This is a genomic window from Thermosynechococcus sp. FA-CM-4201 (genome assembly GCF_054689355.1).
In genome coordinates, this window is the sequence record NZ_CP079920.1 from 2,446,592 (window position 1) to 2,462,403 (window position 15,812).

A 15,812-nucleotide genomic window follows, 5' to 3' on the forward strand; every position below is an offset into this window, starting at 1 on the left:
CAATTCTTTTGCCCCTTAACCCTACAAGAGCGCATGTTGCAATTCTTTACGGTTTTGGCGGCTCATTTATGGCGTTTGGGAGAATAACACTGGATTTGTACCCACAGAACGGCTAACTCTGCAAGATGTCTATGTCTTCCACGCCACTTCTGCCCACCTTCTCGATCATCTTGGAAACTGAGAACTTGGCAAATGCGGATATGGCTGGACTCCACCGTGCCCTCCAGTCCCTTGCCAGCCAAGATTTAGCCCCCACTGCCGCCAATGAAGTCCTGCTCTTGGAAACCGGGGATGCCCCCCAAGCGTATCTTGCGCAACTGGCCGATCCCTACCCTTGGCTGACGTTTTGTGCCGTGCCCAAGGAGCTTGGCTACTACGAGGTGAAAATGTGGGCAGCGGCGAAAGCAACGGGTGAGGTGATTGTCTATTGTGATTCGGACTGTTGCTATGAGCGCAGTTGGTTGCGCAGGATGGTGATGAGCTTTACCGCCGATGAACAGATTCAAGTGGTGGCTGGGGAAACTGCGATTCGCGGGGCTGGTGTTTACCGCACAGCCATGGCACTGACTTATATTTTTCCGCAGTACAGTGGGGGCAGGCAAATGGAACCGGCGGTGGGCTACTTTTTGAATAATGTGGCTTTTCGCCGTCAGTTTTTGCTGGATCACCCGATTCCCACTGAATTACCGCTCTATCGCGGCAACTGCGTCATTCATGCCCAGACACTACTGCAACAAGGGGCGTGTATTTGGCGGCAACCCGAAGCCCGTGCCAGTCATGCTCCCCCCAATGGCTTCTGGCACTTCTACTGGCGATTTTTGCTCATTGGCCACGATTACTACTGGCAGCAGCGCCTGTTAGGCAAGCCCTCCCAACGGCTACGGGTGCAAGATCATCAGGGCTGGCGGGGCAAGTTAAAAATTTTTGGCCAGCGGTTGCAGCGGATGGTTCGCCATGATCCAAAGCATATACTGTTCCTGCCCTTGGGGCTACCGATCGCCCTCGTGGCTGTGCTGCTAATTTTGGTGGGCTACCAAGTGACTGCCCTCAAGCCCCACTATCTGCTCAAGGCCTACGAACGCATCCTTGCTAAACCAGAACTCAAGCATAGCAATAGCGATCGCGCCCGCCCCGCTTGGCGAGATAGAGCTGCTGATCAGCAAGGGTAATGAATTCATTGACTGGTTGGCCAACTTGGGGCAGCAAGCTGACAATACCCATACTGAGGGTGACGCGATCGCTCACCGATGAGGCCATATGGGGAATCTCCAAGGCATAGAGAAGCTGTTGGATGCGTTCGGCGACGCGCAGACTGCCGGTGAGATCGGTATTGGGCAAAATCAAGGCAAATTCTTCGCCGCCGTAGCGTGCGGCTAAATCGGTGGGACGGCGCGCCGCTTGGGTGAATATTTTCGCGATCGCGATCAGGCAGTCATCCCCTGCTTGGTGACCGTAGTGGTCGTTGAAGTTCTTGAAGAAATCGACATCACAAAGAATCAGGGCAATGTTGGTCTGTTCTCGCTGGGCTAACTGCCACTGCTGCTGCAAATACTGGTCAAAATAGCGCCGATTGGCAATCTGGGTGAGGCCATCAATGGTCGCAAGGCGGGAGAGTTCGGCATTGGCCAATTGCAGTGAGTCATACAAGTTTGTCTGCTGAATGGTAATTGCCAGTTGATCGGTGAGGGAGAGAATGAGTTGGCGTTCCTCATCTGTCCAGCCGCTGGAATGATTAAAACGCTGAAAGGAAAAAGACCCCCAAATCTGCTGATTGATCCGAATTGGGGCAATGAGCCAGCCGCCACCGAGCACTTGGGCGATTGCACGGTTCACTGCATCCGTCGGGTCTAAATTCTCTAGGGCAGGCAGCTCAGCAATCTTTCCTTGGCGTAGGGCTGCGGCAACTGGATTATGCTCGTCTGGAATCGTCAGTCCCACGCTAGGGGTTATATACGGTTTGTTGAGAAACTCCACTAGGGGAATCCAGTGGTGCTGTTCTGGCTCATACTTGACGACAATGGCGCGATCGACCCGCAGGATATGACACACCTCCTGTACCGCCTTGGCAAAAGCTTGATTGAGATCAGGGGCTTCGCGAATCTCCTGAATGAGCTGGTTGAGTTCCCGCTGGCGAACGGCTTGATCTTGAAGGTAGGCCTCGTAGTGCTTGCGATCGCTAATATCGCTAAAGGTGAGAATCACCTGCTCAATGCTCCCCGTTGCCGTGACTTCTGGATCAGCGGTCACTTGCAGCCAGAGCCGCTGTTGGGTTTGTTGATTGAGAATGCCCATCACCCCTTGTACTCGCTGCTTTTGAGCAATGGCAATCATCAGCGGAAAAGCTGCTGGCGGCATTGGTTCCCCAGCATCGTTGAGGGCATCCCAAGCCATTTCTGTTGGTTTTTGACCAATGATGTCTGCTTCCTTGACTCCCAGCAGCTCACAGCCCCGAGGATTAATCACTTTTGCGGAGAGATCGGCAGCCAACAGCATGACGCCCACATCTAAATCGTTAATGAGATTGCGAAAAAGCGCTTCCCGTCGGCTGAGTTCTTTGGCGATCGCCACTTGAGTCTCTTCAAAACGCTTGATTTGGGTAATATCGCGGATGACGCAGAGGACTTGATCTTTGCCTTTGTAGCGCAACCTTGTGGCAAAGATATCGACATCAATGATCTGGCCATCGCTACAGCGATGCTTGCTGACACCGTGCCAAGTGTGCTGATGCCGAATCGTGTCTAGGAATTCCTGAAACTGATCGCGGTAGTCGGGGTGCAGAAAATCCTCAGGTTGGAGTTCAAGGCATTCACGGCGACTGTAGCCATAGATGTCGCAGATGGCATCGTTGACCTCAACGATCTGTAGGTTTTCGGTGTCATAGATCACTAGGCCATCGGCCACGGACTCGAAAACACTGCGATATTGTGCTTCGCGCTCATCCAGTTCAGCAAGGGCACGCTTGCGATCGCTAATATCGGTACAGACAACCACACAGCCCACAATTTCTTCCTCCTCATCCACCAGGGGAAAAAGGTGGCTCAGCATATCACAGGGGGCAGCGGTGCGGCAACGCAGTGAAATTTCCTCATCGTTAATGGTTTCTCCCGCCAAGACGCGGTCAATCAGGGCTTCCACCCGAGTCACTGATTCTTGGGGATGGAGCAGTGCTGAAAATGGCATGCCGGGAACGACTTGAGCTGCTGCCAGTGTCTTCAAGCCAACCCAATTACTGGTTAAGAGAATTTTGTCACGATTGAGGGTCAAAATGATGACGGGGCAATTATTCACTAACTGCTCGTAGCGGTTGCGCTCGCGATCGAGGGCGAGTTGCAGTTGGCGTTGGCTGGTAATGTCATCAATCAGGGCAATCAGCAGGTGAGGCTCACCATTGGCATTGCGCACGCAGGAGAGGGTTAAATTGCCCCAGACGGTGTGGCCATCTTTGTGGCGGTAACGCTTGACAAGTTGATAAGTGTTGCGTAATCCCAGTTGACACTCTTGGATGAGGGTCGCCTCCTCAGGCCAATCCTCGGCAAAGGTCAGATCATGGGCGGTGAGATTTGCCAGTTCAGGAGCAGTGTAGCCGACAAATTGGCAAAAAAAGGGATTGCAATACACAAGGCGATAGTGGTTAGCAGGGCCAGTGACAATAATCCCGACTTGGGCATTTTCAAAGACCGCACGCCAGCGATACTCACTTTCTCTGAGGGCTTGCTCTGACTGAATCCGTTCTGTTTCATCCACAATGATGCCCTCAATTGCATAGGCTTGGCCGGTCACGTCATAAACTCCCTGACCGTACTCATGTACCCAACGCTCCGACCCATCAGCGCAGAAAATGCGGTAGCCGACACTAAAGGGCAAGCCCTTGCCAAGGGCCTCATGAATGGTGCAATCAACGCGATCGCTATCTTCTGGATGCGTAATACTAGCGTAGCTACGAACCTGATTGTGCACCAGTTCGCTAGGGAGATACCCCGTCAGCTCAGTGAACTTGGGACTCAGGTATTCCATTGTCCACGCAGCATCGATGGCACAGCGATACACCACGGCGGGTAGATGATCTACGAGGTTGCGATAGCGTTGTTCGCTTTCCCGCAGGCGCATTTCCTGTATCTTTTGGTCATGGATATTGACCATGACGCCGATGATTGTCGTGGTGTTTGGTGGTTCCTGCCGATATTCCCAGCGATCGCGCACCCAAACATACGCACCATTGGCATGGCGCAGGCGATATTCCAAATCGCAGGGTGTTGCCCCCCTTTGCTGAGGGATGGCTTGCCAAAAGCGCTCTTGATCCTCTGGGTAGATGAGTTGCTGCCATGCTTGCAGGGTTTTGGGCAGTTGTTCTAGGGAGTACCCCAGCACCCCTTGACTATCGCCGTACCAAGAACACCGCTCCCCTTGGATTTCCCAGAAAAGTTGCTGACCGATCTCCGTCAGGGTGTGAAATCGCTGCCACCATTTTTCCAGTTCATTAACCCGCGCTTCTTGGAGTAGCCAATGGCGATAGCGTTCTGTAATTTCCGTTAGGGTCAAGGTCCAGCCGTGAGCATCAGCGCTTAAATCCAGTTGCCACCACTGCTGTTTGCGCGGGTCATAGCAGTCCCACTGTGCCGGGGTTTGGGTGTTGAGCACCTGCTGGAACCGCTCTAGGGAGAAGTCAAAGTTGGCGGACAGTAGCTCGATGACGGAGAGACCCGCTAAATCGGTACTAGCGTGGTTTAATAACCGTTGCGCCGCAGCGTTGGCGTAAAGAATAGTGCCCTTGCGATCGCCCGCCAAGAGAGGATGAGGTAAACGGTGCAGATGATTGGCAAGGGAGAACTGCTGTGAGTTCATGGTTGGGCCAAAGGAGTGTGAGGAAACAAGGAACACAGTCAATGGCTACAGGGCGCCGTTAGCGATCGCCAAGGGGCTTAGCATGGTGAAACAACCAATTCCTTAATAAATACCCTCCTGAGGTGATTTTACGGGGAAGATGTCTTAGCGCCGTCCTACCCCTATGCTATCGCTTTGCTAAGACAAGTTGATTGATGGTCAGGTCGAGGATTTCAGATCTGCTTTTGCATAGGCGGAGCGCTTGGCGAGAACTGATGATTGGCTCAAAACCAAACATAACCGTTTCTAATTGTTCGATTGCCGAGGAGTGGGGCACATGCCAGTTTTGCAGACCATGGAAACCGTTGATACCCCCCTATTAGCCGCTGCTCAATCCATCTATAATCTCTACCAGCAGGTTCATGGGGCAAAAACGGTGCCTGCGGGTGTCGCTGTTAATCGGCAAACCCTGCGGGGCTATGTGCTGTTTACCAGCCAACCAGTGCTGCTGCCCCAAGAATGCTTTATTCCCTACGATCATCTGCCGGAAGTAACACGCCTATAACTGCACTCACTTTTTTGACCTTTGTCAGCTTCTGCCTTGTCTTTGGCCTTGGGGCAGCGGTGGGTAGTTTTCTCAATGTTGTGATCTACCGTGTGCCGAGTGGGCGATCGCTCCTTTATCCGCCGTCTCGCTGTCCAATCTGTTTGACCACACTCAAGCCCTGGGACAATATCCCGATTTTGGGCTGGCTATTCCTGCGGGGGCAATGTCGTTACTGCCATGCGCCGATTTCTTGGCGGTATCCTGCGATTGAGCTGTTGACGGCACTGCTATATGTCCTGATTGCGGCTGTGAGTGGTTGGCAGGTGCAAACCCTTGTGCTCTGGCTGTTGAGTGCGTGGCTATTGGCCTTGGCCTTGATTGATCTAGACACGATGACGCTGCCCCATCCCCTGACAAAGTGGGGGTTGATTGTCGGCTTGCTGGTGAGAGGGTTAACGACGGGTCTAGGTGGACTCACCGAGGGCATCATTGCCGCAGTGATTGGCATTTGGCTCTTTGATCTGATCCGCTGGGGGGGGGCGATCGCCCTTGGTCAGGAGGTCATGGGGGGAGGGGATAGCAAACTTGCAGCGATGATCGGGGCTTGGCTAGGTTGGCAGGGATTGCTCGTGACCTTTTTCTTGGCCTGTGCCCTCGGTGGCCTGATGGGTGGACTGGGGATTGCCCTCGGTTGGATTCAGCGGCGGCAACCGATTCCCTTTGGCCCTTTTTTGGCAGTGGCGGCTATTGTCAGTGGTCTCTTTGGCCGCCAATTGATTGATCTTTACCTCGAAACCTTCTTGCCTGGCGTGTTTGTGCGCTAACTCTTATCAAAGAAAGATAACTTCACAAGATAAGCCAAAATCCCCCCGACAAGGGCGACAATAAAACCCCATAGGCGGGCATCCACCACCCGCTGGCGATCGCTCAAATCAGCGACTTTCTCATGTCAGCGCGCATTCCTCTCACTTCCTCAAGGAGTTGACCCATTTCAGAGCGGGTGGCCGGCTCGGTCATCGCTATTCTCGTAAATCCTGCCAATGGGGTGCCTTATTCCCAGAGTACAATCCAGTATGATGAAATAGTATTCTTGCCGTTTGTTGCGCTCCGTTGAGACTTTGCTCCAATGACCTCGTCCCCCTCTGCGTCGGCGACAACTGCCCTCACAGGTGATCAAATTCGCCAAAAATTCCTTGAGTTCTATGCCGCCAAGGGACACACGATTTTGCCCAGTGCCTCGCTGATTCCAGAGGATTCGACGGTGCTGCTGACGATCGCCGGCATGCTGCCCTTCAAACCGATTTTCCTCGGTCAAGAAGCCCCGAAAGTGCCCCGCGCCACCACCGCCCAGAAATGTCTGCGCACCAATGACATTGAAAATGTGGGTCGCACTGCTCGCCACCACACGTTCTTTGAAATGTTGGGCAACTTCAGCTTTGGCGACTACTTCAAGGCGGAGGCCATTGCTTGGGCATGGGAGCTGATGACCACGGTGTATGGTTTGCCCCCGGAACGGCTCTTGGTGAGCGTCTTTGAAAATGACGATGAGGCCTATGACATTTGGCATCGCCAAGTGGGCTTGCCCAAGGAGCGCATCCAGCGCATGGGAGAGGAGAGCAACTTTTGGACGGCTGGGCCAACGGGTCCCTGTGGCCCTTGTTCTGAGATTTACTACGACTTCTATCCGGAAAAAGGGCTAGCTAACGTTGATCTCGATGACGATCGCCGCTTCATCGAACTCTACAACTTGGTGTTCATGGAGTTGAACCAAGACGATCAGGGGCACCGCACCCCCCTCAAGGCAAAAAACATTGATACCGGTATGGGCTTGGAGCGGATGGCGCAGGTTCTGCAAGGGGTGCCCAACAACTACGAGACAGACTTAATTTTCCCGATTATTGAGGCAGCAGCGCAGCGAGCGGGGATTCAGTACCGCAAAGCCAATGCCAGCACCAAAACTTCCCTCAAGGTGATTGGCGATCACACCCGTGCCGTGGTTCATCTCATTGCCGATGGCGTCACCGCTAGTAATGTGGGGCGTGGCTATGTCCTGCGGCGATTAATTCGGCGCATTGTCCGCCATAGTCGGCTGTTGGGGATCAATGAACTGGTGACCCCTGCCTTGGCTCAAGTGGCGATTGATCTCGCTGCCAACGTCTATCCCAATGTGCGGGAGCGGCAGGCAGTGATTCTCAGCGAACTCCAACGAGAGGAGGAACAGTTTCTCAAGACCTTGGATCGGGGTGAGAAGCTCTTGGCGGAGATGCTGGCTCCATTGAAGACGGCTAAGGGCAAAAAACGCAGTAAACCACAATTGGCAGGGCGCGATGCCTTCGTTCTTTTTGATACCTATGGCTTCCCCTTGGAGTTGACCCAAGAGATTGCCGCCGAGCAAGGCATTGGTGTGGATGTGGCTGGGTTTGAAGCCTGTATGGCCGAGCAGCGGCAACGTTCCCAAGCCGCTCACGAAACCATTGATATTACCGTTCAGGAGGGGATTGACTCCCTAGCGGATCAACTGCACCCGACGCAGTTTCGTGGCTATGACGAGTTTAGTTTGACCACGACCGTAACAGCGATTTTGGTGGCGGGTCATCCAGTAACAACGGCAACGGCAGGAACCGAAGTGCAGGTGATTCTTGAGGAAACTCCCTTCTATGCTGAATCCGGTGGCCAAATTGGCGATCGCGGGTATCTCGCCACCAGTGATGCGCTGGTGCAAATCCACGATGTGCAAAAGCAAAAGGAAGTGTTTGTCCACTACGGCAAAGTAGAGCGGGGCAGCCTCAGCGTTGGCGATCGCGTGAGCGCCCAAATTGATCTCAGTTGTCGGCGGCGAGTCCAGGCGCACCACACCGCAACGCACCTCTTGCAGGCGGCCTTGAAAAAGCTGATTGACGAAAACATTTCCCAAGCCGGCTCGCTAGTGGCCTTTGATCGGCTGCGCTTTGACTTTAACTGCCCCCGTGCCCTCACTCGTGAGGAACTGCAACAGATTGAAGATCAAATCAACACGTGGATTAGTGAAAGCCACGCCACCCACACCAGTATCATGGCCCTCAATGAAGCCAAGGCCAAGGGGGCGATCGCTATGTTTGGTGAAAAATACGGTGAGCAGGTGCGGGTTCTCGATATTCCGGGCGTTTCTATGGAACTCTGTGGTGGCACCCATGTCCACAACACTGCTGAAATTGGCCTCTTCAAGATCATTAGTGAAAGTGGGGTGGCCGCTGGCATTCGCCGCATTGAAGCCATTGCTGGACCGGCGGTGCGGGACTATTTGCAACAGCGCGATAGCATTGTCCGCGAGTTGTGCGATCGCTTCAAAGCTAAACCGGAAGAGATTCTAGATCGCATTAGCCAACTGCAAGCGGATCTCAAAGCCCAGCAAAAGGAACTGGAACACCTCAAAGCTGAACTAGCTCTTGCTAAAACCCAAGCCCTTTTGGAGCAGGCGGAAGCCGTCGGCAATACCCATCTGCTGATTGCCTCGCTGGCGGGCGTGGATCCCCAAGGGCTAAAAACCGCCGCTGAATGGCTCCTGAATAAACTGGGCAGTGGGGCTGTGGTGTTGGCCACTCAACCTGCTGCTGACAAAGTGAACCTTTTAGTCGCCGCCAGTCCGGACGTTGTGCAGCGGGGGGTTCATGCCGGTCAACTGGTGGCGGAACTTGCCCAAGTCTGTGGTGGCCGCGGTGGTGGGCGTCCCAACTTTGCCCAAGCGGGGGGGGCTCAACCCGCAAAATTACCCGAGGCGCTGCAATTGGCGCACGCTCGCCTCAAAGGGATTCTCGAATCCTGATATATTGAGCTTCTGTTTCTCACCCAGCAGCACTATGGCCTTTGTTAACGCAAACTACCTCAAACTCAAGGCAGGGTATCTCTTTCCGGAAATTGCCCGCCGTGTCAATGAATTCTTGCAAGCCCATCCCGATGCCCCCCTGATTCGTCTCGGCATTGGGGATGTCACCGAACCGCTGCCGGCCGCCTGTCGCCAAGCAATGATTCAAGCGGTGGAAGAAATGGGCGATCGCGCCACCTTCAAAGGTTATGGTCCTGAGCAGGGATATCCTTGGCTGCGGGAAAAAATTGCTGCCCACGACTTCCAAGCCCGAGGCTGCGACATTGATGCCAGTGAAATTTTTATCTCCGATGGCTCTAAGTGCGACACAGGCAATATCCTCGACATTTTTGGCGACGGCAACCGCATTGCCGTTACCGACCCTGTTTATCCCGTCTATGTGGATACCAATGTCATGGCAGGGCACACGGGCGAAGCCAATGAACGCGGGGAGTACGCCGGACTGGTCTATTTGCCGATTACCGCTGAAAACCACTTCACCGCCACACTGCCCAGTGAACCTGTGGATTTAATCTACCTCTGCTTCCCCAACAATCCTACCGGTGCGGTGGCTACACGGGAGCATTTACAGGCGTGGGTGGACTATGCCCGTGCCCACAGGGCAATCATTTTCTTTGATGCCGCCTACGAAGCCTTTATTACCGATCCGGCCATCCCCCACTCGATCTATGAAATTCCCGGTGCCCGCGAGTGTGCCATTGAATTCCGCTCCTTCTCGAAAAATGCCGGATTTACGGGAACCCGCTGTGCCTTTACCGTGGTACCCAAGGGTCTCAAGGGGCAAACCCCCAGTGGCGAGGCCGTCGAACTCTGGGCACTGTGGCAGCGGCGGCAATCCACGAAGTTTAATGGCGTGTCCTACATTGTGCAGCGGGGCGCCGAGGCCGTGTATTCTGAAGCGGGTCAAGCCCAAGTACGGGAACTGGTGGCCTTCTACATGGAAAATGCCTGTCTCATTCGCGAAAAACTCACCCAAGCAGGCTTTGAAGTCTATGGCGGGGTCAATGCTCCCTATGTCTGGCTGAAGACGCCCCAAGGGATTGGCAGTTGGGACTTTTTCGATAAATTGCTGCACACCTGCTATGTGGTGGGTACCCCGGGTGCTGGTTTTGGGGCAGCGGGTGAGGGCTATCTGCGCCTTTCGGCCTTCAATAGTCGTGAAAATGTGGTTGAAGCCATGGATCGGGTGGTGGCAGCCTTTGCCTAGGGAGACGTAGGCTAGAATCGGGAAGACACGAAAGGAGGAGAGCAGGATGTTCCAAAGTGCGGTAACCTTGGGTCTCGGCCTTGGTCTCCTATGGAGTGGTATCGCGATCGCTCGCCCTATCGAGGCAGAAGAACGGGACAGCAAGCGTTTAATTGCCCAAGGAACCACTGCCGCTCCTTTACAACAGGGGGGCGCCATTGAAGATCGAGGGATGCCCTTGCCTCTTCCCCAACCCAATCCGAATCTGCAACAGGACGCCCAAGTGTTGGATCGGGAGGCACAGCAAGCGCAGCAGCAAGCCGTGGCCGAGGTCATTCGTCAAGCCCAAGATTATGCCCTTGTCAACGATGCCTATGTGGGCAGCCCCAACTACATCTACAGCACGGGTGGTGAGGAAATGGGTTTGGATGAACTGAACCTAGGCGGTTGGGGCGGCTTCAACCCCTATACCCTTGGCTTTTAGCATTACGAATGGCGAAAACACGTTGGGGCGAACAGGCGGCTAAACAGGAGGGCATTCTGCTGGGGCTGCTAACGGCAGCCGGCTATGCCTTTTTTACCCTCTTACCCGATAGTCACAGTCTGATGGTGGCGTGGCCTTGGGTTTTGCTCTGGCAGGCCGCGCTGGGGGTGCCTCTGCTCTGGTTTTTGCAGGTGTTGGCCTATCAACGGCGGGTGCAGCCCTTGGGAAATGGCTTTGACGGCGTGGTGCTGTTACTCCTGTTGGCATTGGCGATTTCAGGGACGTGGAGTGCTTTTCCCCATCAGGCTCGCTGGTATGGCTGGGCACTCTTGGGGGGCATCGCTGTCCTTTATCCCCTCGGGGCTTGGTTGCGCACCCCAGAACGCCGCTGGCAAATCGTGCGCTTTCAAGGCTATCTCACTGCCCTCGTGATCCTTGTCAGTTTAGGCCTTTGGTTGGGCACGACGATCGCCCCAGCAATTTTCGATACGCCCCAAGGATTAACGCCCCACCTCAATGTGGACACTTTGGAACTCCGCAATTGGGCACCCTTTGGCCACCAAAACTATGTGGCGGGCTATCTCCTGTTGGCTCTACCCTTGGTGGGACTTTTGGCCATAGAAGCAGAAACCAGTGAACCGTGGTGGCGATCGCGCTGGTTTTGGATGGCTGTGCTGCTTTTGGGTCTAGTTACCCTCTATACAACATTTTCACGGGGGGGCGGCCTCGGCTTACTGGCAATGGTCATTCCCCTTGGCGTGGGTTGGATTTGGTACTATCGCCGCCAGCGTCGCTCTTGGTGGGGATTCTTGGCTTTGGTGGGCTTAGCGGTGGTCGCTTTGGCTAACGATCGCCTGCGCCGCAGCTTAGTAGCTCTCTTGCAGGGAGGACAAGGGAGCGAACTGGCTTACCGCTGGATTACCAGTATTGTTGGCTGGCAGATGGGGGCAGCACATCCTCTGAAGGGCAATGGCTTAGGCAGTGTGCCCCTGTGGTATCAGCACTATCGTCCAGGCTGGGCTGGCCGTGAAGCGGAGTGGATCTATCAACTCCACAGTACCCCCGTACAACTCTGGGCCGAACTTGGGCTTTGGGGTATGGCGGTATTGCTCTTGGGGGTGGGGCTACTGGTCTATTGGGTTATCCGCTACCGTCGCTGGTGGCCGAACTTAGAACAGCGGGAACAACGGCTGGCGATCGCCCTCTACCTTGCCCTTTGGGGCTACGGCGTGCTCAGTCTTACAGATTTTCAACTAGACAATGTCGGCATTGGTGGCCTCTTTCTAATTGAACTCACCCTCTTAACAACCCTGATTCGCACAGGCCAAGGGCAACCTCCTCCTAAACGGTTGCGGGTACGCTGGGCACTCTCGCTAGTGGGTGTGGGCTTGGGAATCATCCTAATGATGGTGGGTTGGCTGACACCGATTCACCGTGCTTGGGCAAGTAGCAGCGAAGGCTTTCTAGCCTTGTTGGAAACACCCCCCGACTGGAATCGCTTTACTGAGAAGCTCTTTCATGCTCAGGAACTCGCCCCTTGGGAATCCTACTACCCGCTGCAACTGGGGTGGAACTATGGCCAGCGGGGCATGATGGCAGACAATCCCGAAGCACGAACCAACCTCTTGCGCACAGCGATGGTTAACTTTGAGAAGGGAATTGAGCTGTCTCCCTACCTAGAGTTTGGCTATAGCAACTTGGCGTGGCTTTACTGGCGAGATGCTAATTTTGGCGCAGCGGCGCTGACATTTGCCAAAGCAGCTCAACTTGTACCGGCTAAACGGGGAAATTTTCTGGGGCTAGGGTTAGCCCTCATTGGCGAGAATCAACCGCAACTTGCAACTGAAGCCCTCACCCTTGAGGTGCTGCGCTATCCCCTCTTCATCACCAGTCCGGCTTGGCGGGTCGCTCCCCTCGCACCCTTGTATCAGCCGGTTCTGACAGCGGTTACAGAGCGTTATCGTCAGCTTGAGCAGGAGATTCCCAGCGATCGCCCCTCTGGAGCTTATGTACGCCAAGTATTAACCCTGCTGCGCTGGTGGCAAGGAGAATTCCCCCCGGATACCGACCCCCTAGCTGCATGGCTGCAACCTCTGGCCAACCCCCAGGAAACCACACTGAAGGCTCCTGCAACGCTGCAAATTTTTCTCAAGGCATGGGATGACCCCAACCACCGCCGTGACCTCTTGGCCTCGATTTGGTCGGGTAGCCCAGAGCAACTGGAACAGATTGTGCGCTCCATGGCCGGTCAGCCAACTCCCCTTGATTGGTTGCGTTCTGCGGCGCCTGCCGTTGCGATTACCTATACTCGTGCCGGTTTTGGCGTGAATAGCCGCCATATTGATGGCCCTCAACCCACGGACTTTTTCATTGCCATTGACAATTTGCCGATGGTGACGTTGTTTGCATCGCTGTGGCCAGACAACTACTTTTTGCCCGAACTGGATCAAGCCCTAGAGGGCGATCGCCAGCGCCTTTGGGCTGCTGTTGAACAAATCCCCTAGTGGCAAATCCCTGTGGGGCGTTCAATCTGAGTGGTGGGTGGATGAGCAGCAATGTCTAAGACAATCTGTAGGCTTCGCACAGCTCCACAGTGATCTTGGGGCAAGGGTATGGGTCTCAAAGAGCGCGTCACCCCCGCGAGGATATATTCCCGTTCCGGATGCACCTCAAAAAGGCGTTGACCCTTTTCGCCAAAGGCCGTCACTTTGATCTGATCGGCCTCGATATGTACATTGCCCTGATTGCTGACAGTGACTTGGAGTGCCCCCTGCTGCACTTGGGCATTGAGGAGCTGCCCCTGCCGACGAATCACCGCTGGTTTGATAAATACGGGTAGGCTATGCACCGTTACGAGGCGTGTTTCCGATTGCAGGCCGCTAGGGACTGGGGGAATTTCCGCCACCAAGAGCCGATATGTCCGCTCCAGATCTGTGGTCGGCAAGCGATGGCCAATGCGAATTTCAGCCCGGCCACCCACGGGCAGATGCAGGAGGTTGGGAAAGGCGACTAGCTCTAGGCTATTTGCGGGTAAGAGATGGAGTTCATCTTCCCCAGTTGTCCGCTGTTGCCACTGCTGCACCCGCACCTTAAAGTCAAGGGGGACATTCCCTGTGTTGGCGATCGCCAGTACCGTAAAAGGTTCTTGGGGTGCCAGTTCAACCTTCAGCGCACTCAGGCGATACTGAGCCGTCTGCGCCGTGGCCATGCCAAGAATCAGACTGGGAATAGTAATTAAAGGAGTCAATACACTCCAGAGTTTGTTTAGCATCATGAATGGCGGGGCATGGATTTGAACCATGGACCTTCGGGTTATGAGCCCGACGAGCTACCAGACTGCTCTACCCCGCGTTGCTCCAGCCTATTTAATATAGCGTATGAGCCAAAGGATTGGCAAGCGATCGCCCAAAGATTTATAAAATCCTATCAAAATACTAAATTTTTTTTGGGTCAACTGTAGCAACCCTTACTTCCATACTCGCGACAAACAAATATAAAGAAAGTATTAAGATTACCTAGGTCTTTTTAGACTAACTCCTTGAGCAATGCTGCTACCGCCTCTTCTCCTCGATACTCTGAGGGAAATTTATCAGCGCCAAGGCTCAGCCCTCTCTGCCAGTCCCCTGCGAACTGAAAATCAGCTTCTCCTGTTGATTGAAGTACTCCCAGAGGCGAGCCGTGCCACTCTAGAAACCCTACTCACGACATACCGTCGGGTTGCAGCCTCTTTACCTGTTAACTTAGCCTACCTCTTAGCGCTAGAAGGTGAAATCCTTAACCTGCTTGGCCTAACAGCCTCGGCATCCCCCTTGTTTACGCCCCCAGCCGTGCAGACCCTGCAATACTATCTGCCATGGTTTAGGCAGGCAAGCCAGATCGTCCAGAATCACCTCGGTCGCGCCCTTGTGCGTAACTACTGGTTGATTACCCGCCCTACCCATCCTTGGCTGCGCACGATTCGGGTTGAGACCTTTTACAATGAGCAGGTGTCTGCTCCCGATCGCTACCTCAACGAGGAGCAGCAAGAGCTGCTGCAAACATGGTTAGAGCAATTTCTTCTCTACTGTTATCGCCTTGTACCCACACTCCCAGCGGAGGCGATCGCAGCGGGGATTCCGGTTCCGCCACAGTTGCTACAAGCAGCGGCCTAACTCAAGAGGATTTCGCTAAAATTTTGGTGTCCGCCGGTCATCAATTGATGTTGTGGAGCACATTCTGCTGCTAGAGGATGAAACGGAGCTAGCCGATCCCTTGGGTCACATCCTGCGCCAAGAGGGTTACCACGTTGACGTGGCCTACGATGGCGAAACGGCTCAAACCTACTGGCAAACGCAGCGCCCCTACCACCTCTTGATTTTGGATTGGATGGTGCCACCGCCCACGGGGCTAGAACTCTGTCAACGATTGCGCCAAGCCGGTGATGAGACTCCCGTTCTCTTTCTCACGGCTCGAGATACAGTGGATGACCGCGTGCGGGGTCTGGATGCCGGTGCTGATGATTACTTGGTTAAACCCTTTGAGTTGCGGGAATTGCTGGCACGGGTACGAGCACTGCTGCGACGGCGGCATACCATGGGGTGTACAGCCCCCATTCTTTGCTGGCAGGATTTGCGTTTAGATGTCGAAGGTCGGCTGCTCTACCGCGGGCAACAGTGCATCTGTCTCTCAGAAAAGGAAACGGCACTTTTGGCGCTGTTTCTCAAGCACCCGACGGAACTCCTCAGCCATGAATTGATTGCCAGTCAACTGTGGCCGGATCAGCCCTGTGTCAATCGCAACCTACTGGCCGCCCAGATTCGACTGCTACGCCGCAAAATTGAACATGCGGATGAACCCTCACTGATTCAAACGGTCTATGGTCAAGGCTATCGGCTACGCCCCGTTGCGGCACCGGAAAGCTAAGACCACTGTT

The 15,812-nt window shown here is 54.4% G+C and carries 11 protein-coding genes and 1 tRNA gene; 9 read left to right on the forward strand and 3 right to left on the reverse strand.

Annotated features, from left to right (window positions below; all coding sequences use genetic code 11):
- Positions 1-131: 131 nt before the first annotated feature.
- Positions 132-1,169, forward strand: coding sequence for a glycosyltransferase family 2 protein (locus tag KV190_RS11935; protein ID WP_460193579.1), 1,038 nt, complete (start codon positions 132-134; stop codon positions 1,167-1,169).
- Here KV190_RS11935 and KV190_RS11940 read toward each other — a convergent pair.
- A complete protein-coding gene (locus KV190_RS11940; protein WP_460193580.1) occupies positions 1,102-4,842 on the reverse strand; it encodes a PAS domain S-box protein in 3,741 nt (1,246 codons plus the stop codon). The genes KV190_RS11935 and KV190_RS11940 overlap by 68 nt on opposite strands.
- Positions 4,843-5,158: 316 nt before the next feature.
- On the opposite strand from KV190_RS11940, the gene KV190_RS11945 reads away from it, so the two are divergent.
- The 6 genes from KV190_RS11945 to KV190_RS11970 all read left to right on the forward strand — a co-directional run bounded on the left by KV190_RS11945 (position 5,159) and on the right by KV190_RS11970 (position 13,404).
- Positions 5,159-5,386 carry a hypothetical protein gene (locus KV190_RS11945; RefSeq protein WP_225901554.1) on the forward strand — a complete coding sequence of 76 codons (228 nt, stop codon included), beginning with the start codon at positions 5,159-5,161 and terminating at the stop codon, positions 5,384-5,386.
- On the forward strand, positions 5,341-6,192 hold the full coding sequence (locus tag KV190_RS11950) for a prepilin peptidase (protein WP_460193581.1): 852 nt from the start codon (positions 5,341-5,343) through the stop codon (positions 6,190-6,192). Before KV190_RS11945 ends, KV190_RS11950 begins: the two co-directional genes overlap by 46 nt.
- A gap of 302 nt (positions 6,193-6,494) precedes the next feature.
- On the forward strand, positions 6,495-9,170 hold the full coding sequence (gene alaS, locus KV190_RS11955; protein ID WP_460193582.1) for an alanine--tRNA ligase: 2,676 nt from the start codon (positions 6,495-6,497) through the stop codon (positions 9,168-9,170).
- Between the two features lie 34 nt (positions 9,171-9,204).
- Positions 9,205-10,437 (forward strand): LL-diaminopimelate aminotransferase, encoded by a 1,233-nt coding sequence (locus KV190_RS11960; RefSeq protein ID WP_460193583.1) that lies wholly within the window; start codon positions 9,205-9,207, stop codon positions 10,435-10,437.
- Positions 10,438-10,483: 46 nt separating this feature from the next.
- Positions 10,484-10,900, forward strand: coding sequence for a hypothetical protein (locus KV190_RS11965; RefSeq protein WP_460193584.1), 417 nt, complete (start codon positions 10,484-10,486; stop codon positions 10,898-10,900).
- An 8-nt stretch (positions 10,901-10,908) separates the two neighbouring features.
- Positions 10,909-13,404: an O-antigen ligase family protein gene (locus KV190_RS11970; protein ID WP_460193585.1), complete on the forward strand. Its 2,496-nt coding sequence runs from the start codon at positions 10,909-10,911 to the stop codon at positions 13,402-13,404.
- Here the strand turns inward: KV190_RS11970 and KV190_RS11975 are convergent.
- Together KV190_RS11975 and KV190_RS11980 are read right to left on the reverse strand one after the other, a co-directional pair.
- Positions 13,401-14,147: a fimbrial biogenesis chaperone gene (locus tag KV190_RS11975; RefSeq protein ID WP_460193586.1), complete on the reverse strand. Its 747-nt coding sequence runs from the start codon at positions 14,145-14,147 to the stop codon at positions 13,401-13,403. The two genes, KV190_RS11970 and KV190_RS11975, sit on opposite strands and share 4 nt — an antisense overlap.
- Positions 14,148-14,177: 30 nt before the next feature.
- A tRNA-Met gene (locus KV190_RS11980) sits at positions 14,178-14,251 on the reverse strand.
- Positions 14,252-14,445: 194 nt separating this feature from the next.
- Between KV190_RS11980 and KV190_RS11985 the strand changes: the two genes are divergently transcribed.
- Positions 14,446-15,051, forward strand: a complete 606-nt coding sequence (locus tag KV190_RS11985; RefSeq protein ID WP_460193587.1) for a hypothetical protein — start codon at positions 14,446-14,448, stop codon at positions 15,049-15,051.
- A 52-nt stretch (positions 15,052-15,103) separates the two neighbouring features.
- Positions 15,104-15,802 carry a response regulator transcription factor gene (locus KV190_RS11990; RefSeq protein ID WP_460193588.1) on the forward strand — a complete coding sequence of 233 codons (699 nt, stop codon included), beginning with the start codon at positions 15,104-15,106 and terminating at the stop codon, positions 15,800-15,802.
- Positions 15,803-15,812 lie beyond the last annotated feature (10 nt).

What these genes read in the sequence shown, in the direction of transcription:
- KV190_RS11960 (WP_460193583.1), top strand. Translation starts at nt 9,205, where the DNA reads ATGGCCTTTGTTAACGCAAACTACCTCAAACTCAAGGCAGGGTATCTC.
- KV190_RS11935 (WP_460193579.1), top strand. Translation starts at nt 132, where the DNA reads ATGTCTTCCACGCCACTTCTGCCCACCTTCTCGATCATCTTGGAAACT.
- alaS (WP_460193582.1), top strand. Translation starts at nt 6,495, where the DNA reads ATGACCTCGTCCCCCTCTGCGTCGGCGACAACTGCCCTCACAGGTGAT.
- KV190_RS11945 (WP_225901554.1), top strand. Translation starts at nt 5,159, where the DNA reads ATGCCAGTTTTGCAGACCATGGAAACCGTTGATACCCCCCTATTAGCC.
- KV190_RS11985 (WP_460193587.1), top strand. Translation starts at nt 14,446, where the DNA reads ATGCTGCTACCGCCTCTTCTCCTCGATACTCTGAGGGAAATTTATCAG.
- KV190_RS11970 (WP_460193585.1), top strand. Translation starts at nt 10,909, where the DNA reads ATGGCGAAAACACGTTGGGGCGAACAGGCGGCTAAACAGGAGGGCATT.
- KV190_RS11940 (WP_460193580.1), bottom strand. Translation starts at nt 4,842, where the DNA reads ATGAACTCACAGCAGTTCTCCCTTGCCAATCATCTGCACCGTTTACCT.
- KV190_RS11965 (WP_460193584.1), top strand. Translation starts at nt 10,484, where the DNA reads ATGTTCCAAAGTGCGGTAACCTTGGGTCTCGGCCTTGGTCTCCTATGG.
- KV190_RS11950 (WP_460193581.1), top strand. Translation starts at nt 5,341, where the DNA reads ATGCTTTATTCCCTACGATCATCTGCCGGAAGTAACACGCCTATAACT.